A 20921-nucleotide genomic window follows, 5' to 3' on the forward strand; every position below is an offset into this window, starting at 1 on the left:
TCCTTGATTTCCGCGGCGCCGGCTTTCGGCCTGAACCTGCCTGACTACCCGTGGGAGGCTATGGCGCCGTATGTTGCCACAGCCGCTAAACACCCCGGTGGCGCAGTGAATCTTTCCATCGGCACGCCGGTGGACCCCACTCCCGGACTCATCCGTGAGGCCCTTGCTGCGGCCTCGGACGCCCATGGCTACCCCACGGTGCACGGCACCGAGGCCCTGCGCCAAGCCGTAGTGGACTGGTTCGCCAGCCGCCGCGGTGTGCCGGGGCTGGACCCCAAGGACGTCATGCCAACCGTCGGCTCCAAGGAGCTCGTGGCCTGGCTGCCGTTCCTGCTCGGTTTGAGCGCCGGCGATGTTGTTGTTAGGCCTACCGTTGCCTACCCGACGTACGATATCGGCGCCTCACTTGCAGGTGCCACGGCGGTTGCTGCGGATGACCTCGACGAACTTGATGCAGCCACCCGCGCGAAGGTTCGTTTGATCTGGATCAACTCGCCCGGCAATCCCACAGGTAGCGTCCGTGATGTTGAGTCACTGCAGCGGATCGTGGGCCAGGCCCGCGAGCTCGGCGCGGTGGTGGCTTCGGATGAATGCTACGCCGAGCTGGGTTGGGGCGAATGGGATGCCCAACGCGGGGGAGAAGCTGTGCCCAGCATCCTGGATCCCCGCGTCACCGGCGGCTCCACGGACGGCCTGCTGTGCGTGTACTCGCTGAGCAAGCAATCCAACCTTGCCGGATACAGGGCAGCCTTCGTTGCCGGGGATTCGGCCATTATGGCCAACCTGGTGAACAGCCGTAAGCATGCGGGCATGATTGTTCCCTACCCCGTGCAGGAAGCCATGCGCGTTGCACTGGGCGATGCCAACCACGTGCTGGCCCAAAAGGATCTGTACCGCGGACGCCGCGAGAGGATTGTGCCTGCGCTGGAGAAGTTCGGGCTGACCATCCACGAATCCAAGGCCGGGCTCTATCTGTGGTCCACGGCCGGAGAAGCCACGTGGGACACCGTGGCTCGATTCGCTGACCTCGGCATTGTGGTGGGCCCGGGCGTTTTCTATGGAGACGCCGGTAACGGATTCATCCGGGTGGCCCTCACCGGCAGTGACGAACGAATCGATGCCGCAGTTGAACGGCTTGCCACAGCCTCATAACAATGCTGTGACTTGCGCCACTAATAGCGTCATTCCGCCAGTAACCGGACGGTACGGATTAGTTCCGTAGGGTTACTGGCGGTAGCTTTTTAACTGACTATCAATGGTGGCCTTCTCTAAGAATGCACTTCGGCCGTTGGAGCCCTGCAACAGTAGGGCCGAAGGCGGCGGCACCAGAAGGTGGTTGGACAAGCGTTCGATAGAGGCCCTGAGGCCTCATGAAGGGGACTCCATGACTGAGACCACCAGCGCGACACTGCGCCATGCCGGCGGCGAACTCGAACTGCCGCGCATCAAGGTTGTAGAAGGAAACGAAGGCTACGACGTTTCCAAGCTGCTGAAGCAGACGGGCGCCGTTGCCTATGACCCCGGCTTCATGAACACAGCGGCCACTACCTCGGCCATCACCTACATCGACGGTGACGCAGGCATCCTGCGCTACCGCGGTTACCCCATTGAGCAGCTCGCGCAGCACTCGAGCTTCCTCGAAGTTTCCTACCTGCTGATCTACGGCAACCTTCCCACTCCTACGGAATTGGAAGAGTTCGATCAGAAGATCCGCCGCCACACACTCCTGCACGAAGAGCTCAAGGGCTTCTTCGGCGGGTTCCCGCGTGACGCCCACCCCATGCCGGTGCTCTCCTCGGCTGTTTCTGCGCTGTCCACGTTCTACCAGGACTCGCTGGATCCCTTCAACGCGGAGCACGTGGAAGTTTCCACCATCCGCCTGATGGCCAAGTTGCCGGTCATTGCTGCCTACGCGCACAAGAAGTCCATCGGCCAGCCGATGCTCTACCCGGATAACTCCATGAACCTGGTGGAGAACTTCCTGCGCCTGAGCTTCGGTCTTCCGGCCGAGCAGTATGAGATGGATCCGGTAGTGGTCAAGGCACTGGACCTCCTGCTTATCCTGCACGCAGACCACGAGCAGAACTGTTCCACGTCCACCGTGCGTCTTGTGGGCTCGTCCAACGCCAACCTCTTCGCGTCGGTGTCCGCCGGCATCAACGCCCTCTTCGGCCCCGCACACGGTGGCGCCAACGAGGCCGTGCTGAAGATGCTCCGCCAGATCCAGGCCGACGGCATCAAGCCCGAGGACTACATGGAGAAGGTCAAGAACAAGGAAGACGGCGTCCGCCTCATGGGCTTCGGACACCGTGTCTACAAGAACTACGATCCCCGCGCCAAGATCATTAAGGCAACGGCACACGAAGTTCTGGGCAAGCTCGGCGGCAACGACGAACTGCTGGACATCGCCATGCGCTTGGAAGAGAAGGCCCTGGCTGACGACTACTTCATCCAGCGCAAGCTGTACCCGAACGTCGACTTCTACACCGGCCTCATCTACAAGGCCATGGGCTTCCCGGAGAAGATGTTCACCGTACTGTTCGCCATTGGACGCCTCCCGGGCTGGATTGCCCAGTGGCGCGAAATGATCAACGATCCCCAGACGAAGATCGGCCGTCCGCGGCAGCTCTACACAGGGGAGCCGGAGCGCAACTATCCGGCCAACTGACACGGCAGCAGCGTTAATAACGACGGCGGCCGCTCACCTCGCGCGAGGTGAGCGGCCGCCGTCGTTGGTTGCGGTGCTTGCAGACTAGGCGTTGTTCGCCGCTGCAGGCTGAGCAGAGTTGTAGCCGTAGGGGTTGTTCTTCTGCCAGCGCCAGTGGTCCTCGCACATCTGGTCCACCGTCTTGGTGGTGGACCAACCGAGGTCTGCAAGGGCGGAGGAAGCGTCCGCCCAGAAAGCGGGGAGATCGCCGGCCCGGCGGCCGGTGATCTCGTAGGGGATGGGCTGGCCCACGGCCTTCTCGAAGGACCGCAGGACCTCCAGGACGGAGGAACCGCGGCCCGAGCCAAGGTTCCAGCGGCGGACGCCGGCACGCTCAGCGATGTAGTTCAGGGCTGCTACGTGCCCATCGGCCAGGTCAACCACGTGGATGTAGTCGCGCTGGGCTGTGCCATCGGGGGTGTCGTAGTCTCCGCCGAAGACCATGAGCTTCTCGCGGCGTCCCACGGCTACCTGCGCGATGAAGGGGACAAGGTTGTTGGGGATGCCCTGGGGGTCCTCGCCAATGCGGCCGGACGGGTGTGCTCCCACGGGGTTGAAATAGCGCAGCAGTGCGATATGCCAGCGGTCGTCCGCGTTGCCAAGGTCAGAGAGGATGTCCTCGATCTGCTCTTTGGTGCGGCCGTACGGGTTGTTGGCGCCGATTTCCATCTTCTCGATGTACGGGATGGGGTTGTGCTCACCATAGACCGTGGCGGAGGAGCTGAAGACGATGGAGCGGACGTTGTGCTTGTCCATGGCTCGGAGCAGGTTAAGGGTGCCCACAATGTTGTTGTAGTAGTAGGCGAGGGGTTCCTGGACGGACTCGCCTACGGCCTTCAGGCCAGCGAAGTGGATCACGGCGTCGATCTGGTGCTGGTCGAAGACCGCCTCAACTGCGGGCTCATCTACCAGGTCAACCTTGTGGAAGGCGGCGGTCTTGCCGGTGAGCTCGGAAACGCGGCGGAGGGATTCCTCGCTGGAGTTCACGAGGTTGTCGAGCACAACGACGTCGTGGCCGGCTTCCTGGAGGGACAAAACGGTGTGGGAACCGATGTAGCCGGTGCCACCCGTGACAAGAATTTTCATGGTTCCTACGCTATCGGAAATTGGAGCCACGCCGCTCTCTGTTGAGCGGTGTTGAAGCACGTTCGTGCTAAAAACAATTAGTGCCCAAAATTGTAGATGCCGAAGCCCGGCGCCATGAAGTTGTCCAAGCCGTCTTCCGGATCATTGCCAGCGATGGCTTGGAACGGGCATCACTGAGGGAAGTGGCTGACGAAGCAGAACTGGCTGTTGGTTCGGTGCGCCACTACTTCGCAAGCAGCGATGAGCTCTTGGTCTTCTCCTTCGGGGCAGTGATCGATCGCATCGTAGGCCGCCTTGAAGCGGCACTTGCATCGGTCGAGGATGCGTCGCCGGACAGCGCCGAACAACACGACGCCGTGCTAAATCTCCTCGGCCAGTTCCTGCCGTTGGACGAGGAACTGGCGGTAGACGCTTGTGTATGGATGGCGTTCCGGCAGGCTGCCCGGATCAGGCCGGTCCTGGCCGCTGAAGCCGAGCGCAGCCACCGCACCGTGGCCGCCGTCGTCGGTCGCCTCGTCCTGATCCTTAACCCCGGTGAAGCTGACGCCCGGCAAACCCTTGTGACTGAGGCGGAGAGGCTCCTTGCCACCATGGACGGCTTGTGCATGCACGCATTGCTGCAGCCCGAGTGGATGACCGCAGAGATGTGCAGCGACGTCCTCACGGCTCACCTGCGGTCCCTCAGGGCCGCGCCATCCAGCCGCTAAGCGTCATTGCGTCGGCCGAGCCCCATAAGAGGCGGATGACGCCATTACCGTGCGGAGTCATCGGGAATAGACTGGAACGTGTCGGGGACCTGCCAAAGGGAGGAATTCGCATGCACGAGTCAGGCGGCCCGGGATGGCGCATCACTATGGATACGTCGGGGCCGATGCTCATCGCCCTGTACTTGCGCGACGTAGCGGGACTTGATGGCGCCGGAAAACCCATACTCTCGCACGCAACACCAAAAGTCCGGCATGCAGACCATAAACACCTCACCTCTGATGTGGGTGGCCTCCCTGCACTGAAGACCGAGTGGGAGGCTTGGTGGGAGAGTCTGGTGAAGTCCTATCCCCATCCGGCCCCGGAGCTCTCGCCGCCCAGCTTCAAGGCTTTTGGCAACTCACCGGCCCTTCAACGCGTTCTGCAAGCTCATTTTGGCTCTGCCTTGGGGTGGGCCACCGACAGGATCGATGAGTATGCCAACCTTGAGGCCACCCGTGAAGCCAACGGGATGACACAGGTGCTGAGCGAAATGGTGGAGGACAGGCTTCTTGAAGTTGGCCGCAATTCCCATGACTTCGAACTCACCATTATTGAGTTGCCGCTCAATGAAGCCCGTGCCTGGTATTTGGAACCCAACACCATGATCATGAGCCACCAACTGCTCTCCGAGCCGGATGTCTTCCGCAGCTACGTCCAACCTGTGGTGGAGATTCTCGCCTGAGCGATTTTTTGTACACCTCCTGCCCTTAAGACGCGCGTATAAGGGCGGGAGCTGTACAAAAACTCAGGTGGCGGGGGCGGAGACCGTGATGGTGACCATCTCAGGTGGGGCGGCAGAAGGTTGCCAGCCGTCCCGTTTCTCCCGGTTCCACGTCTGGCCAGCAACGTCCACCTGGGTAATGGACAGCGTCTTGGCGTTGGCCACTGCCCAATGGGCCACAGCCCAGGCCAGTGTTCCATCGATGTCCAGCTGCACCGAGCGGCCCTGTACGGTGGCCGCTTGGGTGCCGAACGCCGTCGTGAGTTCATCAACGACGGCGGCAGGGTCACCAGCCGCCTCGGGCATGCGCAGTTCGCAGTTCAGTGCAGCCTCGGAGTGACCGGTGAGAGCAGAAGCGAAGGCCCTGCCCATGCCTTCGTGCTGGGCATAAGCGCGGGGGAAGGCTGAACGTTGGACCGCTTGGGCGGCCTGGGTGATCTCCATGGATTCGTAGCCTGGGACCTTAACCAAGCCGTCATAGAACGCGTTCGATGCGTAGACGGGGTCCATGACCTGTTCTTCGGTTCCCCATCCCTGCGAGGGCCTTTGCTGGAACAGTCCACGGGAGTCCGGGCCGGCGTCATCGCCGTAGTTGATGTTCCGCAGCCTGGATTCCTGCATGGCTGTGGCCAGGGCAATGGTTGCTGCCCGTGGTGGAAGCCCTCGCTGGACGGAGATTGCGGAGATGAGTGAAGCATTGGCTGTCTGATCCGTGGCGAGCTCGTGGCTTTCGGGACCGACCATGGCGAGGCAGCGCTCCGTGACAAGTGTCTCGGAGCGCTGCAGCACTGCAACTATCGCGTAAATGGCACCTGCTACGAGGGCCAAAGCCAGCACCGCAACTATGGCGCGGCGGAACCGGCGCATTGATTCTCTCCTGCTAATTGGCGTGGAGAGCCTCGTTCAGCTCCACCGTTTGGCCCTTGCGGGGAAGTACTTCCACGCCGCCGGTGGTGGAGTTGCGGCGGAAGAGCAGGTTGGGAACGCCGGAGAGTTCCACGGCTTTGATGATCTTGGTGGTGTCCTCGCCGTTTTCGTCTTTGGGGCCCGGAACGCGGACACGGGTACCGGCGGTGACGTAGAGTCCGGCCTCCACCACGGAGTCGTCACCAATGCTGATGCCTACGCCGGAGTTGGCACCGAGCAGGACGCGCTCGCCCAGTGCGATCTTTTCCTTGCCGCCACCGGAGAGCGTGCCCATGATGGATGCTCCGCCGCCAACGTCTGTACCGTCGCCGGCGACAACGCCAGCAGAGATGCGGCCTTCCACCATGGAGGTGCCCAGGGTGCCGGCGTTGAAGTTCACGAAGCCTTCGTGCATCACAGTGGTGCCCTCGGCGAGGTGGGCACCCAAGCGGACGCGGTCGGCGTCGGCAATGCGCACACCCGTGGGAACCACGTAGTCAACCATCCGCGGGAACTTATCCACGCCGTACACCACAACGTTGCCGCGCTTGCGAAGGCGTGCGCGGGTCAACTCGAAGCCGTCAACGGCGGCGGGGCCGAAGTTGGTCCACACCACGTTGGGCAGCTTGCCGAAGACGCCGTCCAGATTGATGCTGTTCGGTTTGACCAGGCGGTGGGAGAGGAGGTGCAAACGCAGGTAAGCATCGGCAGTGTCTGCCGGGGCGGCGTCGAGGTCGATCTGCGCGAAGACCACTTTCTGCTCCGTCCCGCGATCGGCATCCTTGCCGTCGTTGGCCAGTGCAGTGAGCGCGGGGTCGGCATTCTCAACGTCACGGAGGGTTTCGGCCGCAACGCCAAGTGCGGGTGCCGGGTACCAAACGTCCAGCACGGTTGCTTCCCCGGAAGCCGAGGTGGCGATGGTGGCGAGGCCGAAGCCATAAGCCGATCGGGGGTTGGCGGGCGCGGTTGCGGGCACAGCAGAGGAAGCAGTTTCAGTCATGCGCCAAGTCTATCCAGCAGGCGGAGGTCGGTTAAAACCTGTCTCACACCACAGAAGTCGCATTTGCGGGCATTAGGCTGGACGCGTGACTTTGAACCCTGCCCCCGCCCTCCTTGACCTGCGCCAGGACGTTGCCTTGCTGACGGCTGCGATCATCGACTTCAACAGCGTTTCCGGCAACGAGACCGAACTCGCCGACGCCGTCGAAGCAGCTTTGCGCGCCATTCCTGCCTATACCGTGATCCGGGACGGCGACGCCATCATTGCACGGACCGAACTCGGCCGCTCGGAGCGTGTCATCCTGGCCGGACACCTGGACACCGTGCCCCTGCCCACGGTTGAGGGCTCCTTGGGTACAGTTCCGGCCACCTGGGAGTCCGGCGTTCCTGGTGAAGGCGTGCTGTATGGCCGCGGCACCACGGATATGAAGGGCGGCGTGGCGGTGCAGCTGGCGCTTGCGGCAACACTCTTCGACGACGGTAGGCAGCCGGACAAGGACGTCACCTTCGTCTTTTATGACCATGAAGAGGTGGAAGCGGTCAAGAGCGGACTCGGCAGGTTGGTTCGGAACCACGGAGATCTGCTGAAGGGTGACTTCGCAATCTTGTTGGAGCCAACCCACGGCACGGTGGAAGGTGGTTGCAACGGAACCAGCCGTTTCGAGGCCACCACTATCGGCGAAACAGCCCACTCTGCGCGTGCCTGGATGGGCGTCAACGCGATCCACGCCGCGGCACCCATCCTGGCGCGGCTCGCCGCTTACGAGCCACAGACCATCAACGTGGACGGCCTGGATTACCGCGAAAGCCTGAACGCCGTGAAAATCAACGGGGGCACGGCAGGGAACGTCATCCCGGACCGCTGCGTGGTGGAGATCAACTACCGTTTCGCTCCGGACAAGAATCCGGACCAGGCAGAGGCCACCGTCAGGGAGCTTCTGGAAGGATTCGACGTCGTCCGTACAGACGCTGCTGCCGGCGCGAGGCCCGGACTTAGTCACCCCGCCGCCGCGTCCTTCGTCGCCGCAGTGGGTGCCGAGCCCAAACCCAAATACGGATGGACCGACGTCGCGCGTTTCAGTGAACTGGGCATCCCGGCGGTGAACTTCGGCCCCGGCGATCCTTTGCTGGCGCACAAGGACAACGAGCACGTCGACGCCGATGCCATCCGTGAGTGCCTCCGTGCACTGAGGACGTGGCTGGCGCCGTAGTCCCGAGCACGTTCAAGAAATCAAAAACGGCGGGTCCGGTTCCATTGGAACCGGACCCGCCGTTTGCTTGCCAGAGAACTACTTGGCGGTGGGAACCGCTCCGGCTGCGGTCGCCTTGGCCGTGCCGCCAGCGGTTTTTTTGGAACCGCGGCGTTCAATCCAGATGGCAATCCGCGACACTGTCAGGTTGATCAGGATGTAGATGGCCGCGCCCACAAAGAACGCCGGGAACAGGAAGTCCGGGCCCAGGAAGTCGGCCATGATCTGGATCTTCCGGAGCAGTTCCTCGTAACCGACGATGTAGCCCAGCGAGGTGTCCTTGAGCAGAACGACCAACTGGGCAACCAATGAGGGAAGCATGCGGCGCACAGCCTGCGGGAATTCGATGGACATCCGTGACTGGAAGCTGCGGAGGCCAATGGCCAAACCAGCCTCGCGTTGTCCCTTGGGGAGGGACTGGATGCCGGCACGGAGAATTTCAGCGAAGATAGCGGCGTTGTAGAGAACCAGGCCAACAACAACGGCTTGGAACTGTCCCGTGGCGAAAACCAGCAGGACGAACAACATCATGAGCACCACAGGCATGCCGCGGAGGAACTCCAGCACTACCTGCGTTGGTATACGGACCCAGGGAATCAGGGAGATGCGCAGGAGGCAGAGCGCGATACCCAGGGGGAACGCGATCACGGCTGCAACGGCAGCAGCGGTCAGGGTGGAAACGATGCCCTGGCCGATCAGGTTCCAGACGTCCGGCGCCATGGGGCCGTAGAAAATCTCCCAGCGGTCGGCATCGAAGATACCCTGCTGCGCCAGCGTTATGACAGCGATAGCCAGGATGCCAAGAATGATCAGAACGCCGGCGGCAGAGCCGATGAGCGAATAGAGGCGGGCCTTGGGCCCGGGGACGTCGTAAAGGACCGATGTCATCGGGCAATCGCCACCTTTCGTTCAACAAAGTGCGCCAGGAGTCCCAAGGGAACTGTGATCAAGAGGTAGAAGAACGCCACCCCGAGGAGGATCCAGAGGACCTGGTTGCCGTAGTCGTTGGAGAGCTGCCGGCCGTAACCGAAAAGCTCCAGGACGAAGAATGCGCCGGCCACCGAGGAGTTTTTGACCAAGGCAATCAGGATGTTGATCAACGGGGGTATGACGGTCCGCACGGCTTGGGGGAGGACGATGAAGCCGAGGACCTGGGTGAAGGTCATGCCGACGCTGCGGGCAGCTTCTGCCTGGCCCACAGGCACGCTGTTGACACCGGAACGGACCGCTTCGGCGATGAAGGCGGCCGTGTAGCTGCTCAACGCGATGATGGCAGCAACTTCGAATTGTTCGAACTTGACGCCCAATCGGGGCAAAACAATGGCGGCGAAAAAGAAAATGATGGTCAACGGGGTGTTACGCGCCACTTCAACATAGAACATGCTGAAACCGCGAAGTGCTGCCACGGGGGAAACCCTCATGGCCGCCAGGAGTGTGCCGACAATGAGGGCAATGATTCCTGAAATTACGGAGAGATACAGGGTTCGGAGAAATCCGTCCCAGTATTCGGGGAGGCTTGCTATGACGGCGTCCATGGCTTCCTTTGGCTGCAGCTAATCAGGGAACAGGGTCCTGGATTCGTCAACTGCCGCCGCCCGGAGGGGGCGGCGGCAGTTGACGGGTCCCGACTAGTAGCGGTTGATCGTAGGAAGTTCAGGTGCGGTCTTGATGACCTTGCCTGCTGTGGCTTCCCAAGCCTTCTTGTAGGTATCGTCCTTGGCGAAGCCCTCAAGCTGATCGTTGATCCAGTTGCGGAAGACAGTGTCATCCTTCTTCAGACCGATGCCGTAAGGCTCCTTGGTGAAGGTTTCATCCGAGGCGAGCTTGAAAGCATCCGGTTCCTTGTCCACATAGCCGGCAAGGATCACGTTGTCAGTGGTGACCGCGACGACCTGCTTGTTGCGCAGCGGTTCCAGGCAAGCGGTGTAGGTGGCCGCGGGGACTACCTCTGCGTTGTACTTCTCGGCGATGGTCTTGGCCGGGGTGGAACCCGTAACGGAGCAGACCTTCTTGCCGGCAACATCTTCAGGCTTGGTGATGGAGTTGTCGTCCTTATTCACCAGCAGAGCCTGGCCAGCTTCGTAGTACGGTCCGGCGAAGGAGACCTTTTCCTTACGGGCATCGTTGATGGTGTACGTGGCGATAACGAGGTCCACGCGACCCTGCTCGATGAACGACTCGCGGTTTTGGGAGACCGTCTCTACCCACTCGATCTTGTCCGCGGCGATGCCCAGTTTTGCGGCGATTGCCTTGCCCATTTCAACGTCGAAACCGACAGGCTTGCCATCAAGGCCCTTCTGGCCGAACAACGGCTGATCGAATTTGGTTCCGATCTTTATGGTCCCGGCCTTGTTGAGCTTCTCCATGGTGGTGCCGGCTTCGAAGCTTGCCGAAGCAACCGGGGGAGTAGTTGTGGTGCTGCCGCCGCCGCAAGCGCTCAGCGAGAGAGCAAGCGCAGCCGATGCGGCCACCAGGAGTGACTTCCTCCGGGTAATAAGAGACTTCATGGTGTTCCTTTCATATGGGTGGCCGCCTTACGGCCGGGGGTGCTGGCGGTAAGGAGCTAGTGGGTCAAGAGCTTGGACAAGAAGTCCTTTGCGCGGGTGCTCTTCGGGTTGGTGAAGAATTCCTCGGGGGTGGCGTCCTCGACGATCTGGCCGTCAGCCATGAACACCACGCGGTCGGCAGCCTTGCGGGCGAAGCCCATCTCGTGGGTGACCACGATCATGGTCATGCCTTCCTTGGCCAGCTGGATCATGACGTCCAACACTTCGTTGATCATCTCGGGGTCCAGTGCCGACGTAGGTTCGTCGAACAGCATGACCTTAGGCTTCATGGCAAGAGCGCGGGCAATGGCCACACGTTGCTGCTGGCCGCCTGAGAGCTGGGCGGGAAGCTTCGGGGCTTGGTGGCCAACGCCTACGCGTTCCAGGAGGGCCATGGCTTCCTTGTCGGCCGTACCCTTGGCCACTTTCTTCACCTTGATGGGACCCAGCGTGACGTTCTCAAGAATCGTCTTGTGGGCGAACAGGTTGAAGGACTGGAAGACCATGCCGACGTCGGCACGCAGGTGCGCGAGGTCCTTGCCTTCTTCGGGAAGCTTCTTCCCGTCGATGGCGATGTCGCCGTCGTCGATTGTTTCCAAGCGGTTGATCGCACGGCAGAGAGTGGATTTACCGGATCCGGATGGTCCGATAACCACCACCACTTCACCCTTCTTAACCTGAAGGTTGATGTCTTTGAGGACATGCAATTGACCGTAGTGCTTATTGACGCCGTTCAGGGAGACGAGGGCATCGCCGGACGCTTGAGTAGTCATACGACGAATCTAGCGAACAAAGAAGCAAATATGACCACGGTCACGGCAACTTCCTGAAGATCGTGACTGAACAGAAACCTGCCCCACAGCGATATACCAGACTGCAATGCAAGATGCGGGTCGCTGCCACGGAGCGCGCCGTCATCCGCGCTAGCCTTGGGCAATGAGCATGAGCCAGCACCACGTTCCCCGTCCGGATGCCAACGGCCGCGTCACGGGCACCCATGTGCCCCTCCCTTCGGAGGTCGCCCCCGCCAAGCACAAAGGCTCCCTTGAGCTTCGGCGCAAACAGGCTGACACGGGAATGTCGGACCAGCATTTGCTGGATACCAGCGGTGCCGGGCAGTTCATCCACACCGATCCGTGGCGTGTCCTGCGAATCCAGAGTGAGTTCGTAGAGGGCTTCGGAGCCTTGGCTGATCTGGGTCCTGCCGTTAGTGTGTTTGGCTCCGCGCGGACCAAACCCGGATCCGAGTACTACGAGATGGCCGTGGATGTGGGCCGCAAGCTTGCTGAAGCCGGCGTGGCCGTGATTACCGGCGGTGGCCCGGGATCCATGGAAGCTGCCAATAAGGGCGCTGTGGAGGGCAATGGCGTTTCCGTTGGCCTGGGCATCGAACTTCCCTTCGAGCAGGGGCTCAACCAATGGGTGGATTTGGGCATCAATTTCCGCTACTTCTTCGCCCGCAAAACCATGTTCGTCAAGTACGCGCAAGGCTTCGTGGTGCTTCCCGGAGGACTAGGGACTCTCGATGAATTGTTCGAAGCCATGGTGCTGGTGCAAACACGTAAGGTCACTTCCTTCCCCATTGTTCTTCTGGGAGTGCGGTTCTGGGGTCCCATGATCGAGTGGATCCGGGAGACCTTGGTGGCAGAGGGCATGGTTTCGGAGAAGGACCTTGACCTGATCCAGTTGGTGGATGACCCCGCCGACGCCGTGCACCGCGTCCTACATGGCGCGCCGTTGCCTCCGACTCCCAACGGAGACCAGCGCCCGGAGTAGACCTTCGTTTCTGGCACGATGGACCTGTGAGCTTTTTCCTGGTGTTTCTCGCGATAGTCCTCGTCGGCGCTGCGTTGTATCTCGGTGCCGGAATCGTCAAGGGGCGCTCTCTTGGATCGGGACTGGAGCAACCCGTTCCCAACCTGCCCGCTGTCCTGCTGCCGGAGGACGCCAAGCCCGTCGACGTCGATTCCCTCCGTTTTGCGCTTGGCCTCCGTGGCTATCGGATGGATCAGGTGGACCAGGTCCTCGACGAGCTCAGGGACCAGTTGCAGGCCAAGGATCGCGAGATCCAACGGTTGGGCGCGCTGGTTCAGCGTCGTGGCGAGGACGGCGAAACCGGCCGGACCCGGCAGTGAGCTCGCGGACTCCAGCCTCGCAGCCCCCTGGCTCAAAGACGCAAGGGGCGCGGGGACCCGCGGACCGGCTGTCCTTGGGTCTATCAGCTGCCGTCGCCGGAATGGCCGGATGGCCTTGGTGGCTGCAGGTTACCTTGATATTTGTGGTGGCCCGGCTGGTCAGTGCCTGCATCTTCATGGCGGCAGCCATTCACCAAGGAACCAACCCGTGGTTCCCGCCCGCTCCGGATTACTGGAACTTCATCACTATCTGGGATGGACGCTGGTATCAGGAAGCGGCTGATAAGGGCTATCCCTCGGTCCTGCCCGTGGACGCGAACGGCGTCGTTCAGCAAAACGCATGGGCGTTCTATGCACTCTTTCCCTTCCTGGCCCGGGGTCTCGCGGCAGCCACCGGGATAGGAACCCTCCCGGCGCTCACCATCATCGCCATGGTGGCGGGTGTGGGCGCCGCTTTGGTGATTTACAAGCTCTTCCGCGAGTTCGCAGGTAAGCGCGCGGCGCTGTGGGGCGTCGTCTTCGTTTCCACTTTTCCGGTGTCCCCAATCCTTCAGGTCCCGTATGCCGAGTCCTTAAACCTGCTGCTGTTGTCCGGCTCGTTGTTGCTGGTGGTCCGCGGCCGATATCTGGCGGCAATTCCGGTAGTGCTTCTCATGTGTCTTTCCAGGCCCACGGGAGTCCCGTTTGCCGCCATGGTGGGATTGCTGTTGCTCTGGCGTCTGTGGCAGCGCTTCAGGCCTTCGGGGACGCTGTCAGCCCCCGCGTCAGGCGGTGACGACGCGACGTCGGTGCGCAGCTTGCTCTCGCTGGGGGCGATGGTGCTTGCGGCGGGCATTGGAGCTCTCGCGTGGCCAGCCATTGCCTGGGCAACCACCGGTGAACTCACTGCCTACACACGCACGGAAACAGCGTGGCGGGGGCACGATCTTGTGCCTTTCAAGCCGTGGTTCGACACGGGTCGGATGCTGTTCGGTCCTGTGTTGGGCGTGATGGCCCCGTTCGTCTTCACGGCGCTTTTCGTGCTGGTCATGATATCCAGGCCGGTCAGGGCGTTGGGAACCGTGTTGCGGCTTTGGTGCGCTTGTTACATGGGCTACCTCCTGGTCTTCCTTCACCCCCAGACCAGTACCTTCAGAATGCTGCTGCCGCTTTTTCCGCTGGCCTTGGCGGTGGCGTTGCTCTCCAAATCCAAAGCGTACCGGGGGACGGTCGTGGTGATGTTCGTCCTCCTCCAGATCGTCTGGGTGGTGTGGCTGTGGGCGTGGGCTCCGCTCCCCGGCGGCGGGGACTATCCGCCCTGACGTGGACGTTTGCCGCGCCGGCGGAGTATGTACAAAGTCCGGACAAATGCGCGTTTGATTCGCTACGGACAGGTAATTACGGGATAATGGACCAAGAGCAAGGACAAAGCACCGAAAAGTGCCCGGCCAAGGCGGCCTCCCAAGCGGTGCCGCCGGCTGCAATTGCGACGCGGAACCAGCCCGGCCGGGTTGGCGTGACTTGGGACAAATGGAGGGGATTTTCCTAATGGCGGCTATGAAACCACGTACCGGCGACGGCCCTATGGAAGTTACCAAAGAGGGACGCAGCTTGATCATGCGTGTGCCGCTCGAAGGCGGAGGACGACTCGTTGTCGAACTCAACGCTGCGGAAGCGGCCAACCTCAAGGAATGCCTCGTAGGCGTTACTGAATAGGCATTTGGATAGATTTACAAAGCAGGGCCCGGAAAACCGGGGCCCTGCTTTTGTTTAACCTGCTTTCCCTGATGCTGGCAGGCACCCTACTTCTTGACGGCCACCAGAAGGCCGTCGCCCGTCGGCAGCATCGCCGACGCCAACCGGTCGTCGTCGCGGATGGCCTTCACAATCTGACGCAGAACCACCGTGGTTGCCTCACGCGCTGCCGGGTTGGCGACGCGGTCCTTGTCCAAAGCATCGTTGATCACCAGGGTGCCGCCTGATTTCAGGAGGCGGATTGCCTGTTCCACGTATTTGGGGAAGTTGGGCTTGTCGGCATCGATGAACACGAGGTCGTACGCGGAGTCGGTCAGTCGTGGCAACACATCCGCCGCGCGGCCTGAAATGGTGCGGGTACGGTTGGCAGGGCTACCGGACTCAAGGAATGCTTCCCTGGCGGCCTTCAAATGCTCGACGTCCACATCGATGGTGGTCAGCACGGCATGGGGGCTGAGGCCACGCAGCAGGCAAACCCCGGACACTCCTGCCCCGGAGCCAACTTCCACCACTGTCTGCGCTTTGGACGCCGCGGCAAGCACTGTCAGCACCGCACCCACACCGGGGCTGATGGGGGTAACACCCAGCTCAAAGGACCGCTCACGGGCGCGCAACAACACGTCATCCTCAGCCGGCAGATCTTCTGCGTAGGACCAGCTGCTTGACTTGTCGGCACTCATGAAGGGGTTCGCTTTCCGCGGGAAGGGGTGTTTGTACCAAGACTACTGTGTCCGCACGGGTAAACCCGCTGAAGGGATGCTCCCTGGGGCTGTGTCCATGGCCGTTTTCAGCCTTGCGGAGAAATCGCCGTCCAGTCAGGAAATTCCCAGACAAACTTGGGATGATAATGCTCCGGTCATCCATGAGGTGGGCGGCACCGAAAGTTCGGTGAACCACAGTTTGAGGGGAGTGGACGATGCCGGCATCGCATGCTGCGCCAGTCCAAACAGCGGAAAGCCTGGAGGCCGTTACTGACTGGGTCATGCCCAGCTGGGAGGAAGTGGTGTCAAACCACTCCGCCAAGGTATATCGCCTCGCCTATCGCCTGACCGGCAACAAGTACGACGCCGAAGACCTCACCCAGGAAGTTTTTGTCAGGGTGTTCCGTTCCCTGGAAAACTTCAAACCCGGAACCTTGGATGGCTGGTTGCACCGCATCACCACCAATCTGTTCCTGGACGGGGCACGGCGCAGGAGCAGGATCCGCTTCGATGCGCTCGCCGAAGATGCCGAATCCCGTTTGCCGGGCCGTGAACCCGGACCTGAGCAGAGCTTCGAGCACAATAACCTTGACCTCGACGTCCAGCGCGCTTTGGAAGAACTCCCGCCGGACTTCCGCGCCGCCGTGGTGCTGTGTGATCTTGAAGGTCTTTCCTATGATGAAGTCGCCGAGGCGCTCGGTGTGAAACTGGGAACTGTCAGGTCCCGAATCCACCGCGGGCGGACCATGCTCCGGGAGAAACTGGCCCACCGCGATCCCCGCCCGGCAGAGGCGCGCAAGCCGCGGTTGAAGATGCCCCGCATCGCCAGCATTCTTTAGGTTGTCGATGCCTCGACGTCCCCTTCGTCCGGGAGCCCCGCCCCGGCGCACCTTGGCTTCGCTGCGCCATACTCGCAGCACGGAACACCTGCAGCACTGCGCTGAATGCCGCATGGCCCTCCGCCGCGAACGGCAGTACATTGAGCGCCTTCGTGGCGCGGCCGTACCTGAAGCCAGCCAGGACCTTGCCGCGCGACTGATCCAGCACACGGAACGCCTGGCGAACGATCCTGGACCGGCTGGCTCAACGCCGCACTTCCCGCCGCTGCGAAATTCGTACCGTCGTTTCCCGGGCCTTCGTATGGCAGGCATTGCTGCGGGCACCCTGATGGTCAGTGCGGGTGCACTGGCTGTGTCTGCCTACGTGATCGCCGGCGATGCCGAGCCGCAAGTCCTCGCGGGAACAAGCAGCGCCAGCGGGTTTGCCGGTGCCTGGACGGGCAGCCCCGGCGATGCCATGGTGGGACCTGCGTTCCGAGCCGGGAGCACCGTCAGTTTGAGCCCTGACCAGTTGGATTCACTTCGGGCAGAAGGTTGGGCGTGCCCTGAGCTGTCAGCAATGGGCTTCCACGTTGTATCCGCCCAAGCAACCAAGCACAATGGCAACCCTGCTGTAGAGATCCGGCTGGAAAACAACGGTCACTTTGCCACCATCGTGGAGGAACACTTGCCTGCGAACCGAGAACCGGGGCAATCTACATCCGCGCAACTCTCACTCACGCAGGGAACCCCATGGAAAGCTGTCTACACCATGCCTGCAGCCGTTATCAGTTACGCCTCCGACCTTCCGGCGGACACTGCGGACGATGCTGTCCCTGAAATCGTCCGCGCGGGGGAGTCCATGTCCATGGCTCCTGCACCGGAAGAACAGGAGCCGTGGTACAAAAGGGTGCTGCGAGGCGTGCAAACCCTACTCCGTCCTGCCGGTTTAGGAGCGGCACCAGAGACAAGGTAATCTTCGTTACGTGCTTGGAATCAATGGCCCGGAGTTCATACTTCTTCTGATTATCGGCGTACTCGTCATCGGTCCCAGCCGTTTGCCCGAATACACTCAAAAGCTGGCCAACCTGGTTAAGGAAGTGCGTCGGATGGCATCCGGCGCCCGCGAGCAGATCAAAGAGGAAGTCGGCATCGACATCGATGAAGTCGACTGGAAGAAATACGATCCCCGCCAGTATGATCCCCGGCGCATCATCAAGGATGCTCTTCTTGATGACGACAAACCTGTCAGTGCCGGAGCGCCCGCTGCTGCCGCTGCCGTAGACGTTAAACCCAAGACCCCGGTGCGGGTCATTGAGCGGCTGGCCGAGGGCGAAGCCGCCCCCTTCGATTCCGAAGCGACCTGAGCCGAACTAGAAGCAAGCTCTGCCGAGGTCCGTCGGCCCAGGCCTCGTGACTTAGCGGGGCTGGATCCCCAACGGCATGCCGGACAGCCCGCGGGGCCGCGTGGCCAAAGAGGCAGCAATACCCTCCAGCGCTTTCGCGGCAGCCGTCTCAGGTGCCGCCAAAACAACGGGTTTCCCGGCGTCGCCGCCCTCCCGTAACCGGATATCCAGCGGAATCTGACCGAGGAGTGGCACGTCGGTTCCCACAGCAGTGCTCAAACGCTCAGCGAGGATTGCACCGCCTCCACTTCCGAACAACTCCATGCGTGCGCCGTCGGGCATTTCCAGGTAGGACATGTTCTCGATAATGCCGGCCACCTTCTGTCCGGTCTGGGTGGCGATGGTGCCGGCTCGTTCGGCCACATCAGCGGCAGCTGCCTGCGGGGTGGTCACTACCAGAATCTCTGCGTTGGGTAAAAGCTGCGCCACGGAGATGGCGATGTCCCCCGTGCCGGGAGGCAGATCCAGGAAGAGGGCATCGAGGTCGCCGAAGTAGACATCGGTCAGGAATTGTTCAAGGGCCCTGTGCAGCATGGGGCCGCGCCATGCCACTGGCTGGTTGCCGTCAACGAACATGCCAATGGAAATGACCTTGACGCCGTAGGCCACAGGCGGAAGGATCATGTCGTCCACCTGCGTGGGTTTTTGGGTGATCCCCATCAGCCCGGGCACGGAAAAGCCGTGCACGTCGGCGTCCACGATGCCCACACGGAGGCCTTGGGCGGCCAGTGCGCAGGCCAGATTAACAGTGACAGAGGATTTGCCTACACCGCCTTTTCCGCTGGCCACGGCGTACACCTTGGTCAGGGAACCGGGTTTAGTGAAGGGTATGCCGCGTTGTCCGGCTGGTCCGCGGAGCTGTTCCTTGAGGGCTTCCCGCTGGGCCTGGGTCATGACCTTCAGCTCCACGTCTACACCGGTGACGCCTTCCACGTGGAGGAGGGCGTCTGTAGCGTCCTTGGTAATTGTTTCCCGCAGGGGGCACCCGGCGATGGTCAGCAGAACAGCCACATGCACGGTGCCGTCATCATTGGCCGATACCGATTCCACCATGCCAAGTTCGGTAATGGGGCGCCGTAGCTCGGGATCAATGACGGTTGCCAAGGCAGCATTCAGTGCCTCGACCGATGCGATGCTCATATGGTCAGGCTCGGCTTTCAGGGTTTTCAGGCGATGGTTTGGTGGTTGAATGCTGCGGACCTGCGGCCCGAGGGGCGCGGACTCGGGGAATCTGCTGGGTGCGGGGCCCGCGCGATTTGTCCCGCTTGTCCTTCAGCTTCTCCTTGACCCTCTCGCCGGGTGATTCAGTGCCGTCAGCGGCGGCATCGCCCTCGCGAAGTTCCTCTTGGGCATCAATGATGTCTTCAAGCAGGCTTCGGAGTTCGGTCCGGACATAGTCACGGGTGGCCACTTCACGCAAGGCAATGCGGAGCGAGGCCAATTCCCGTGTCAGGTACTCGGTGTCGGAGAGATTGCGTTCGGCCCGCTGGCGGTCCTGCTGGAGCGAGACGCGGTCGCGGTCGTCCTGCCGGTTTTGGGCCAGCAGCAGGAGCGGCGCGGCGTAGGAGGCCTGCAGCGAAAGCATCAGCGTCAGCAGGGTGAAGCCCAGCTCCATGCGGTCGAACTGCCAGTCCGTGGGAGCGAAGGAGTTCCACGCAAGCCAGAACACACAGAACACCGTCATGTAAACCAGGAACGTAGGCGTGCCCATGAACCGGGCGAAACCCTCCGTAGCGTTTCCAAAAGCGTCCGGGTTCGGCGAGAACTTGGGCAGGATGCGTTGACGTCCGCTCAGGGGCGTGTCGAGGCTGCTGCTTGAGCGTCCCGTGGACTTGGTGGATCGGGTGGCGTTGTTATCAGCCAATGCGGCCTCCAAGTTTCCTTATAGGGGCGTCGTCCTCGTGGGCGCGCCAGTCATCCGGCAACAGGTGATCCAGCACGTCATCAACAGTCACCGCCCCCACAAGGCGGCCGTCGTCGTCCACGACTGGAAGTGAATTCAGGTTGTACGTCGCCAAGGTCCGGGCCACTTCGGAGATGTGGGCTTGGTCCGAGAGCGGCTCAAGGTTTTTATCGACGAGGTTGCCCAGCGGTTCCGGCGGAGGGAAACGCAGGAGCTGCTGTATATGCACCACGCCCAGGAAACGTCCGGTGGGGGTTTCCAGGGGCGGACGGGCAATGAAGATGGATGACGCCAGCGCGGGCGAGAGTTCTTCACGCCGGACGTGGGCAAGGGCTTCGGCCACCGTGGCTTCCGGAGGCAGGATGACCGGGACAGGAGTCATGAGGCCACCGGCGGTGTCTTCGTCGTACTCGAGGAGGCGGCGGACGTCCTCGGCTTCCTGGGGTTCCATGAGTTGAAGCAGCTCTTCCGCCTGGGCGGACGGAAGCTCGGCCAGGAGGTCGGCGGCGTCGTCAGGATCCATCTCTTCGAGGACGTCGGCGGCACGTTCCACATCAAGTGCGGAGAGGATCTCCACCTGGTCATCTTCCGGGAGTTCCTGGAGGACATCGGCGAGGCGCTCATCCTGAAGCTCGCTGGCTACTTCAAAACGCCTCTTGTCGCTCATTTCCTGCAGGGCTTCAGCAAAGTCGGCAGGTTTAAGGTCTTCGTGAGTGGCAACGAACTGCGTTGCGGCCTGTGGCTCGTTGTGGCCGCCGGTCTGGGCGTCGGCCCAGTCGATGATCAGTGTCTCGTTGCGGCGGAGTCTGCCGAAGGGCGACAGGGAGTGTCCACGACGGACGAACAGCTTGCTGACAAACCAGTCCTTGGACCTGTGCTGGTCCATGGCGATGTCCTCGATCGTTGCGTCTCCACTGCCATCGGCCAGCGTCACGCGGCGGTCGAACATCTCAGCCACCACCAGAGTTTCGGCACCGCGCTGCTCGAAGCGCCGCAAGTTCACCAGTCCGGTGCAGATAATTTGCGTCTGGTCGATGGACGTAATCCGCGTCATGGGAACGAAGACCCGCTTCTTGCCCGGAACTTCAACCACGATGCCCACCACATGGGGAGCGCCACGGGTGCCGCGGGAGAGCACCACGACGTCGCGCAACCGGCCAAGACGATCGCCCAGGGGGTCGAAGACGTCCAAGCCGAGCAAGCGCGCGACAAAGACGCGTGAGGGATGTGTGCTCATATTTACAGGCTACCGAGTCTGCTCT

At 61.7% G+C, this 20921-nt stretch carries 23 protein-coding genes; 12 read left to right on the plus strand and 11 right to left on the minus strand.

Annotation, left to right across the window (positions count from 1 at the left end; translation table 11 throughout):
* Positions 1–3 precede the first annotated feature (3 nt).
* Positions 4–1152: a succinyldiaminopimelate transaminase gene (dapC, locus tag HAV21_RS01510; protein ID WP_166840045.1), complete on the plus strand. Its 1149-nt coding sequence runs from the start codon at positions 4–6 to the stop codon at positions 1150–1152.
* A 232-nt stretch (positions 1153–1384) separates the two neighbouring features.
* The gene (locus HAV21_RS01515; protein WP_024817462.1) at positions 1385–2668 is read left to right on the plus strand and encodes a citrate synthase; all 1284 of its coding nucleotides are present in this window, start codon (positions 1385–1387) and stop codon (positions 2666–2668) included.
* An 84-nt stretch (positions 2669–2752) separates the two neighbouring features.
* Here the strand turns inward: HAV21_RS01515 and galE are convergent, their stop codons facing one another.
* Positions 2753–3793, minus strand: coding sequence for a UDP-glucose 4-epimerase GalE (galE, locus tag HAV21_RS01520; RefSeq protein ID WP_166840046.1), 1041 nt, complete (start codon positions 3791–3793; stop codon positions 2753–2755).
* An 80-nt stretch (positions 3794–3873) separates the two neighbouring features.
* Here galE and HAV21_RS01525 point away from each other — a divergent pair, with 80 nt between their 5' ends.
* Both HAV21_RS01525 and HAV21_RS01530 read left to right on the plus strand, forming a co-directional pair.
* Positions 3874–4500 carry a TetR family transcriptional regulator C-terminal domain-containing protein gene (locus HAV21_RS01525; protein WP_166840048.1) on the plus strand — a complete coding sequence of 209 codons (627 nt, stop codon included), beginning with the start codon at positions 3874–3876 and terminating at the stop codon, positions 4498–4500.
* 110 nt (positions 4501–4610) lie between these two features.
* Positions 4611–5222 carry a hypothetical protein gene (locus HAV21_RS01530; RefSeq protein ID WP_166840050.1) on the plus strand — a complete coding sequence of 204 codons (612 nt, stop codon included), beginning with the start codon at positions 4611–4613 and terminating at the stop codon, positions 5220–5222.
* Between the two features lie 63 nt (positions 5223–5285).
* Here the strand turns inward: HAV21_RS01530 and HAV21_RS01535 are convergent, their stop codons facing one another.
* Positions 5286–6128, minus strand: a complete 843-nt coding sequence (locus HAV21_RS01535; protein WP_166840051.1) for a hypothetical protein — start codon at positions 6126–6128, stop codon at positions 5286–5288.
* Between the two features lie 13 nt (positions 6129–6141).
* Positions 6142–7167 (minus strand): 2,3,4,5-tetrahydropyridine-2,6-dicarboxylate N-succinyltransferase, encoded by a 1026-nt coding sequence (gene dapD, locus HAV21_RS01540; RefSeq protein WP_166840052.1) that lies wholly within the window; start codon positions 7165–7167, stop codon positions 6142–6144.
* Between the two features lie 85 nt (positions 7168–7252).
* On the opposite strand from dapD, the gene dapE reads away from it, so the two are divergent.
* The gene (dapE, locus tag HAV21_RS01545) at positions 7253–8377 is read left to right on the plus strand and encodes a succinyl-diaminopimelate desuccinylase (protein WP_166840054.1); all 1125 of its coding nucleotides are present in this window, start codon (positions 7253–7255) and stop codon (positions 8375–8377) included.
* Positions 8378–8455: 78 nt separating this feature from the next.
* On the opposite strand, the gene HAV21_RS01550 is transcribed toward dapE, so the two are convergent.
* The 4 genes from HAV21_RS01550 to HAV21_RS01565 form a co-directional block, all read right to left on the minus strand.
* Positions 8456–9304, minus strand: coding sequence for an amino acid ABC transporter permease (locus HAV21_RS01550; protein ID WP_142938480.1), 849 nt, complete (start codon positions 9302–9304; stop codon positions 8456–8458).
* Complete coding sequence (locus HAV21_RS01555) at positions 9301–9951, minus strand: amino acid ABC transporter permease (protein ID WP_011775440.1); 651 nt, start codon at positions 9949–9951, stop codon at positions 9301–9303. The genes HAV21_RS01550 and HAV21_RS01555 overlap by 4 nt, the downstream gene beginning before the upstream one ends.
* 93 nt (positions 9952–10044) lie before the next feature.
* Complete coding sequence (locus HAV21_RS01560; protein ID WP_142938481.1) at positions 10045–10923, minus strand: glutamate ABC transporter substrate-binding protein; 879 nt, start codon at positions 10921–10923, stop codon at positions 10045–10047.
* Positions 10924–10979: 56 nt separating this feature from the next.
* Positions 10980–11735: an amino acid ABC transporter ATP-binding protein gene (locus tag HAV21_RS01565; RefSeq protein WP_062072913.1), complete on the minus strand. Its 756-nt coding sequence runs from the start codon at positions 11733–11735 to the stop codon at positions 10980–10982.
* A 163-nt stretch (positions 11736–11898) separates the two neighbouring features.
* On the opposite strand from HAV21_RS01565, the gene HAV21_RS01570 reads away from it, so the two are divergent.
* The 4 genes from HAV21_RS01570 (at position 11899) to HAV21_RS01585 (ending at position 14792) form a co-directional block, all read left to right on the plus strand.
* Positions 11899–12738 (plus strand): TIGR00730 family Rossman fold protein, encoded by an 840-nt coding sequence (locus HAV21_RS01570; RefSeq protein ID WP_187697133.1) that lies wholly within the window; start codon positions 11899–11901, stop codon positions 12736–12738.
* Positions 12739–12764: 26 nt separating this feature from the next.
* Entirely contained in the window at positions 12765–13097 is a 333-nt protein-coding gene (locus HAV21_RS01575) for a DivIVA domain-containing protein (protein ID WP_166840055.1), read from the plus strand.
* Between the two features lie 101 nt (positions 13098–13198).
* Complete coding sequence (locus tag HAV21_RS01580) at positions 13199–14398, plus strand: hypothetical protein (protein WP_208095760.1); 1200 nt, start codon at positions 13199–13201, stop codon at positions 14396–14398.
* A gap of 226 nt (positions 14399–14624) precedes the next feature.
* A complete protein-coding gene (locus HAV21_RS01585; protein ID WP_009357720.1) occupies positions 14625–14792 on the plus strand; it encodes a DUF3117 domain-containing protein in 168 nt (55 codons plus the stop codon).
* 86 nt (positions 14793–14878) lie between these two features.
* On the opposite strand, the gene HAV21_RS01590 is transcribed toward HAV21_RS01585, so the two are convergent.
* Entirely contained in the window at positions 14879–15511 is a 633-nt protein-coding gene (locus HAV21_RS01590) for an O-methyltransferase (RefSeq protein ID WP_142938483.1), read from the minus strand.
* A gap of 236 nt (positions 15512–15747) precedes the next feature.
* Here HAV21_RS01590 and sigE point away from each other — a divergent pair, with 236 nt between their 5' ends.
* From sigE to HAV21_RS01605, 3 genes are all read left to right on the plus strand, one after another.
* A complete protein-coding gene (gene sigE, locus HAV21_RS01595; RefSeq protein ID WP_142938484.1) occupies positions 15748–16371 on the plus strand; it encodes an RNA polymerase sigma factor SigE in 624 nt (207 codons plus the stop codon).
* 112 nt (positions 16372–16483) lie between these two features.
* Positions 16484–17326 carry a hypothetical protein gene (locus tag HAV21_RS01600; RefSeq protein ID WP_243753081.1) on the plus strand — a complete coding sequence of 281 codons (843 nt, stop codon included), beginning with the start codon at positions 16484–16486 and terminating at the stop codon, positions 17324–17326.
* A gap of 10 nt (positions 17327–17336) precedes the next feature.
* Positions 17337–17717 carry a Sec-independent protein translocase TatB gene (locus HAV21_RS01605; RefSeq protein ID WP_166840057.1) on the plus strand — a complete coding sequence of 127 codons (381 nt, stop codon included), beginning with the start codon at positions 17337–17339 and terminating at the stop codon, positions 17715–17717.
* A 51-nt stretch (positions 17718–17768) separates the two neighbouring features.
* Here HAV21_RS01605 and HAV21_RS01610 read toward each other — a convergent pair whose 3' ends face one another.
* From HAV21_RS01610 to HAV21_RS01620, 3 genes are read right to left on the minus strand one after another with little or no spacing between them, the layout of a single operon-like run.
* Positions 17769–18896: an Mrp/NBP35 family ATP-binding protein gene (locus tag HAV21_RS01610; RefSeq protein ID WP_166840058.1), complete on the minus strand. Its 1128-nt coding sequence runs from the start codon at positions 18894–18896 to the stop codon at positions 17769–17771.
* A 4-nt stretch (positions 18897–18900) separates the two neighbouring features.
* Positions 18901–19632, minus strand: a complete 732-nt coding sequence (locus HAV21_RS01615; RefSeq protein ID WP_142938487.1) for a DUF1003 domain-containing protein — start codon at positions 19630–19632, stop codon at positions 18901–18903.
* The gene (locus HAV21_RS01620) at positions 19613–20896 is read right to left on the minus strand and encodes a CBS domain-containing protein (protein WP_142938488.1); all 1284 of its coding nucleotides are present in this window, start codon (positions 20894–20896) and stop codon (positions 19613–19615) included. The genes HAV21_RS01615 and HAV21_RS01620 overlap by 20 nt, the downstream gene beginning before the upstream one ends.
* Positions 20897–20921: the final 25 nt, after the last annotated feature.

Source organism: Paenarthrobacter sp. MSM-2-10-13 (assembly GCF_011605365.1).
Taxonomy (GTDB): Bacteria; Actinomycetota; Actinomycetes; order Actinomycetales; family Micrococcaceae; genus Arthrobacter.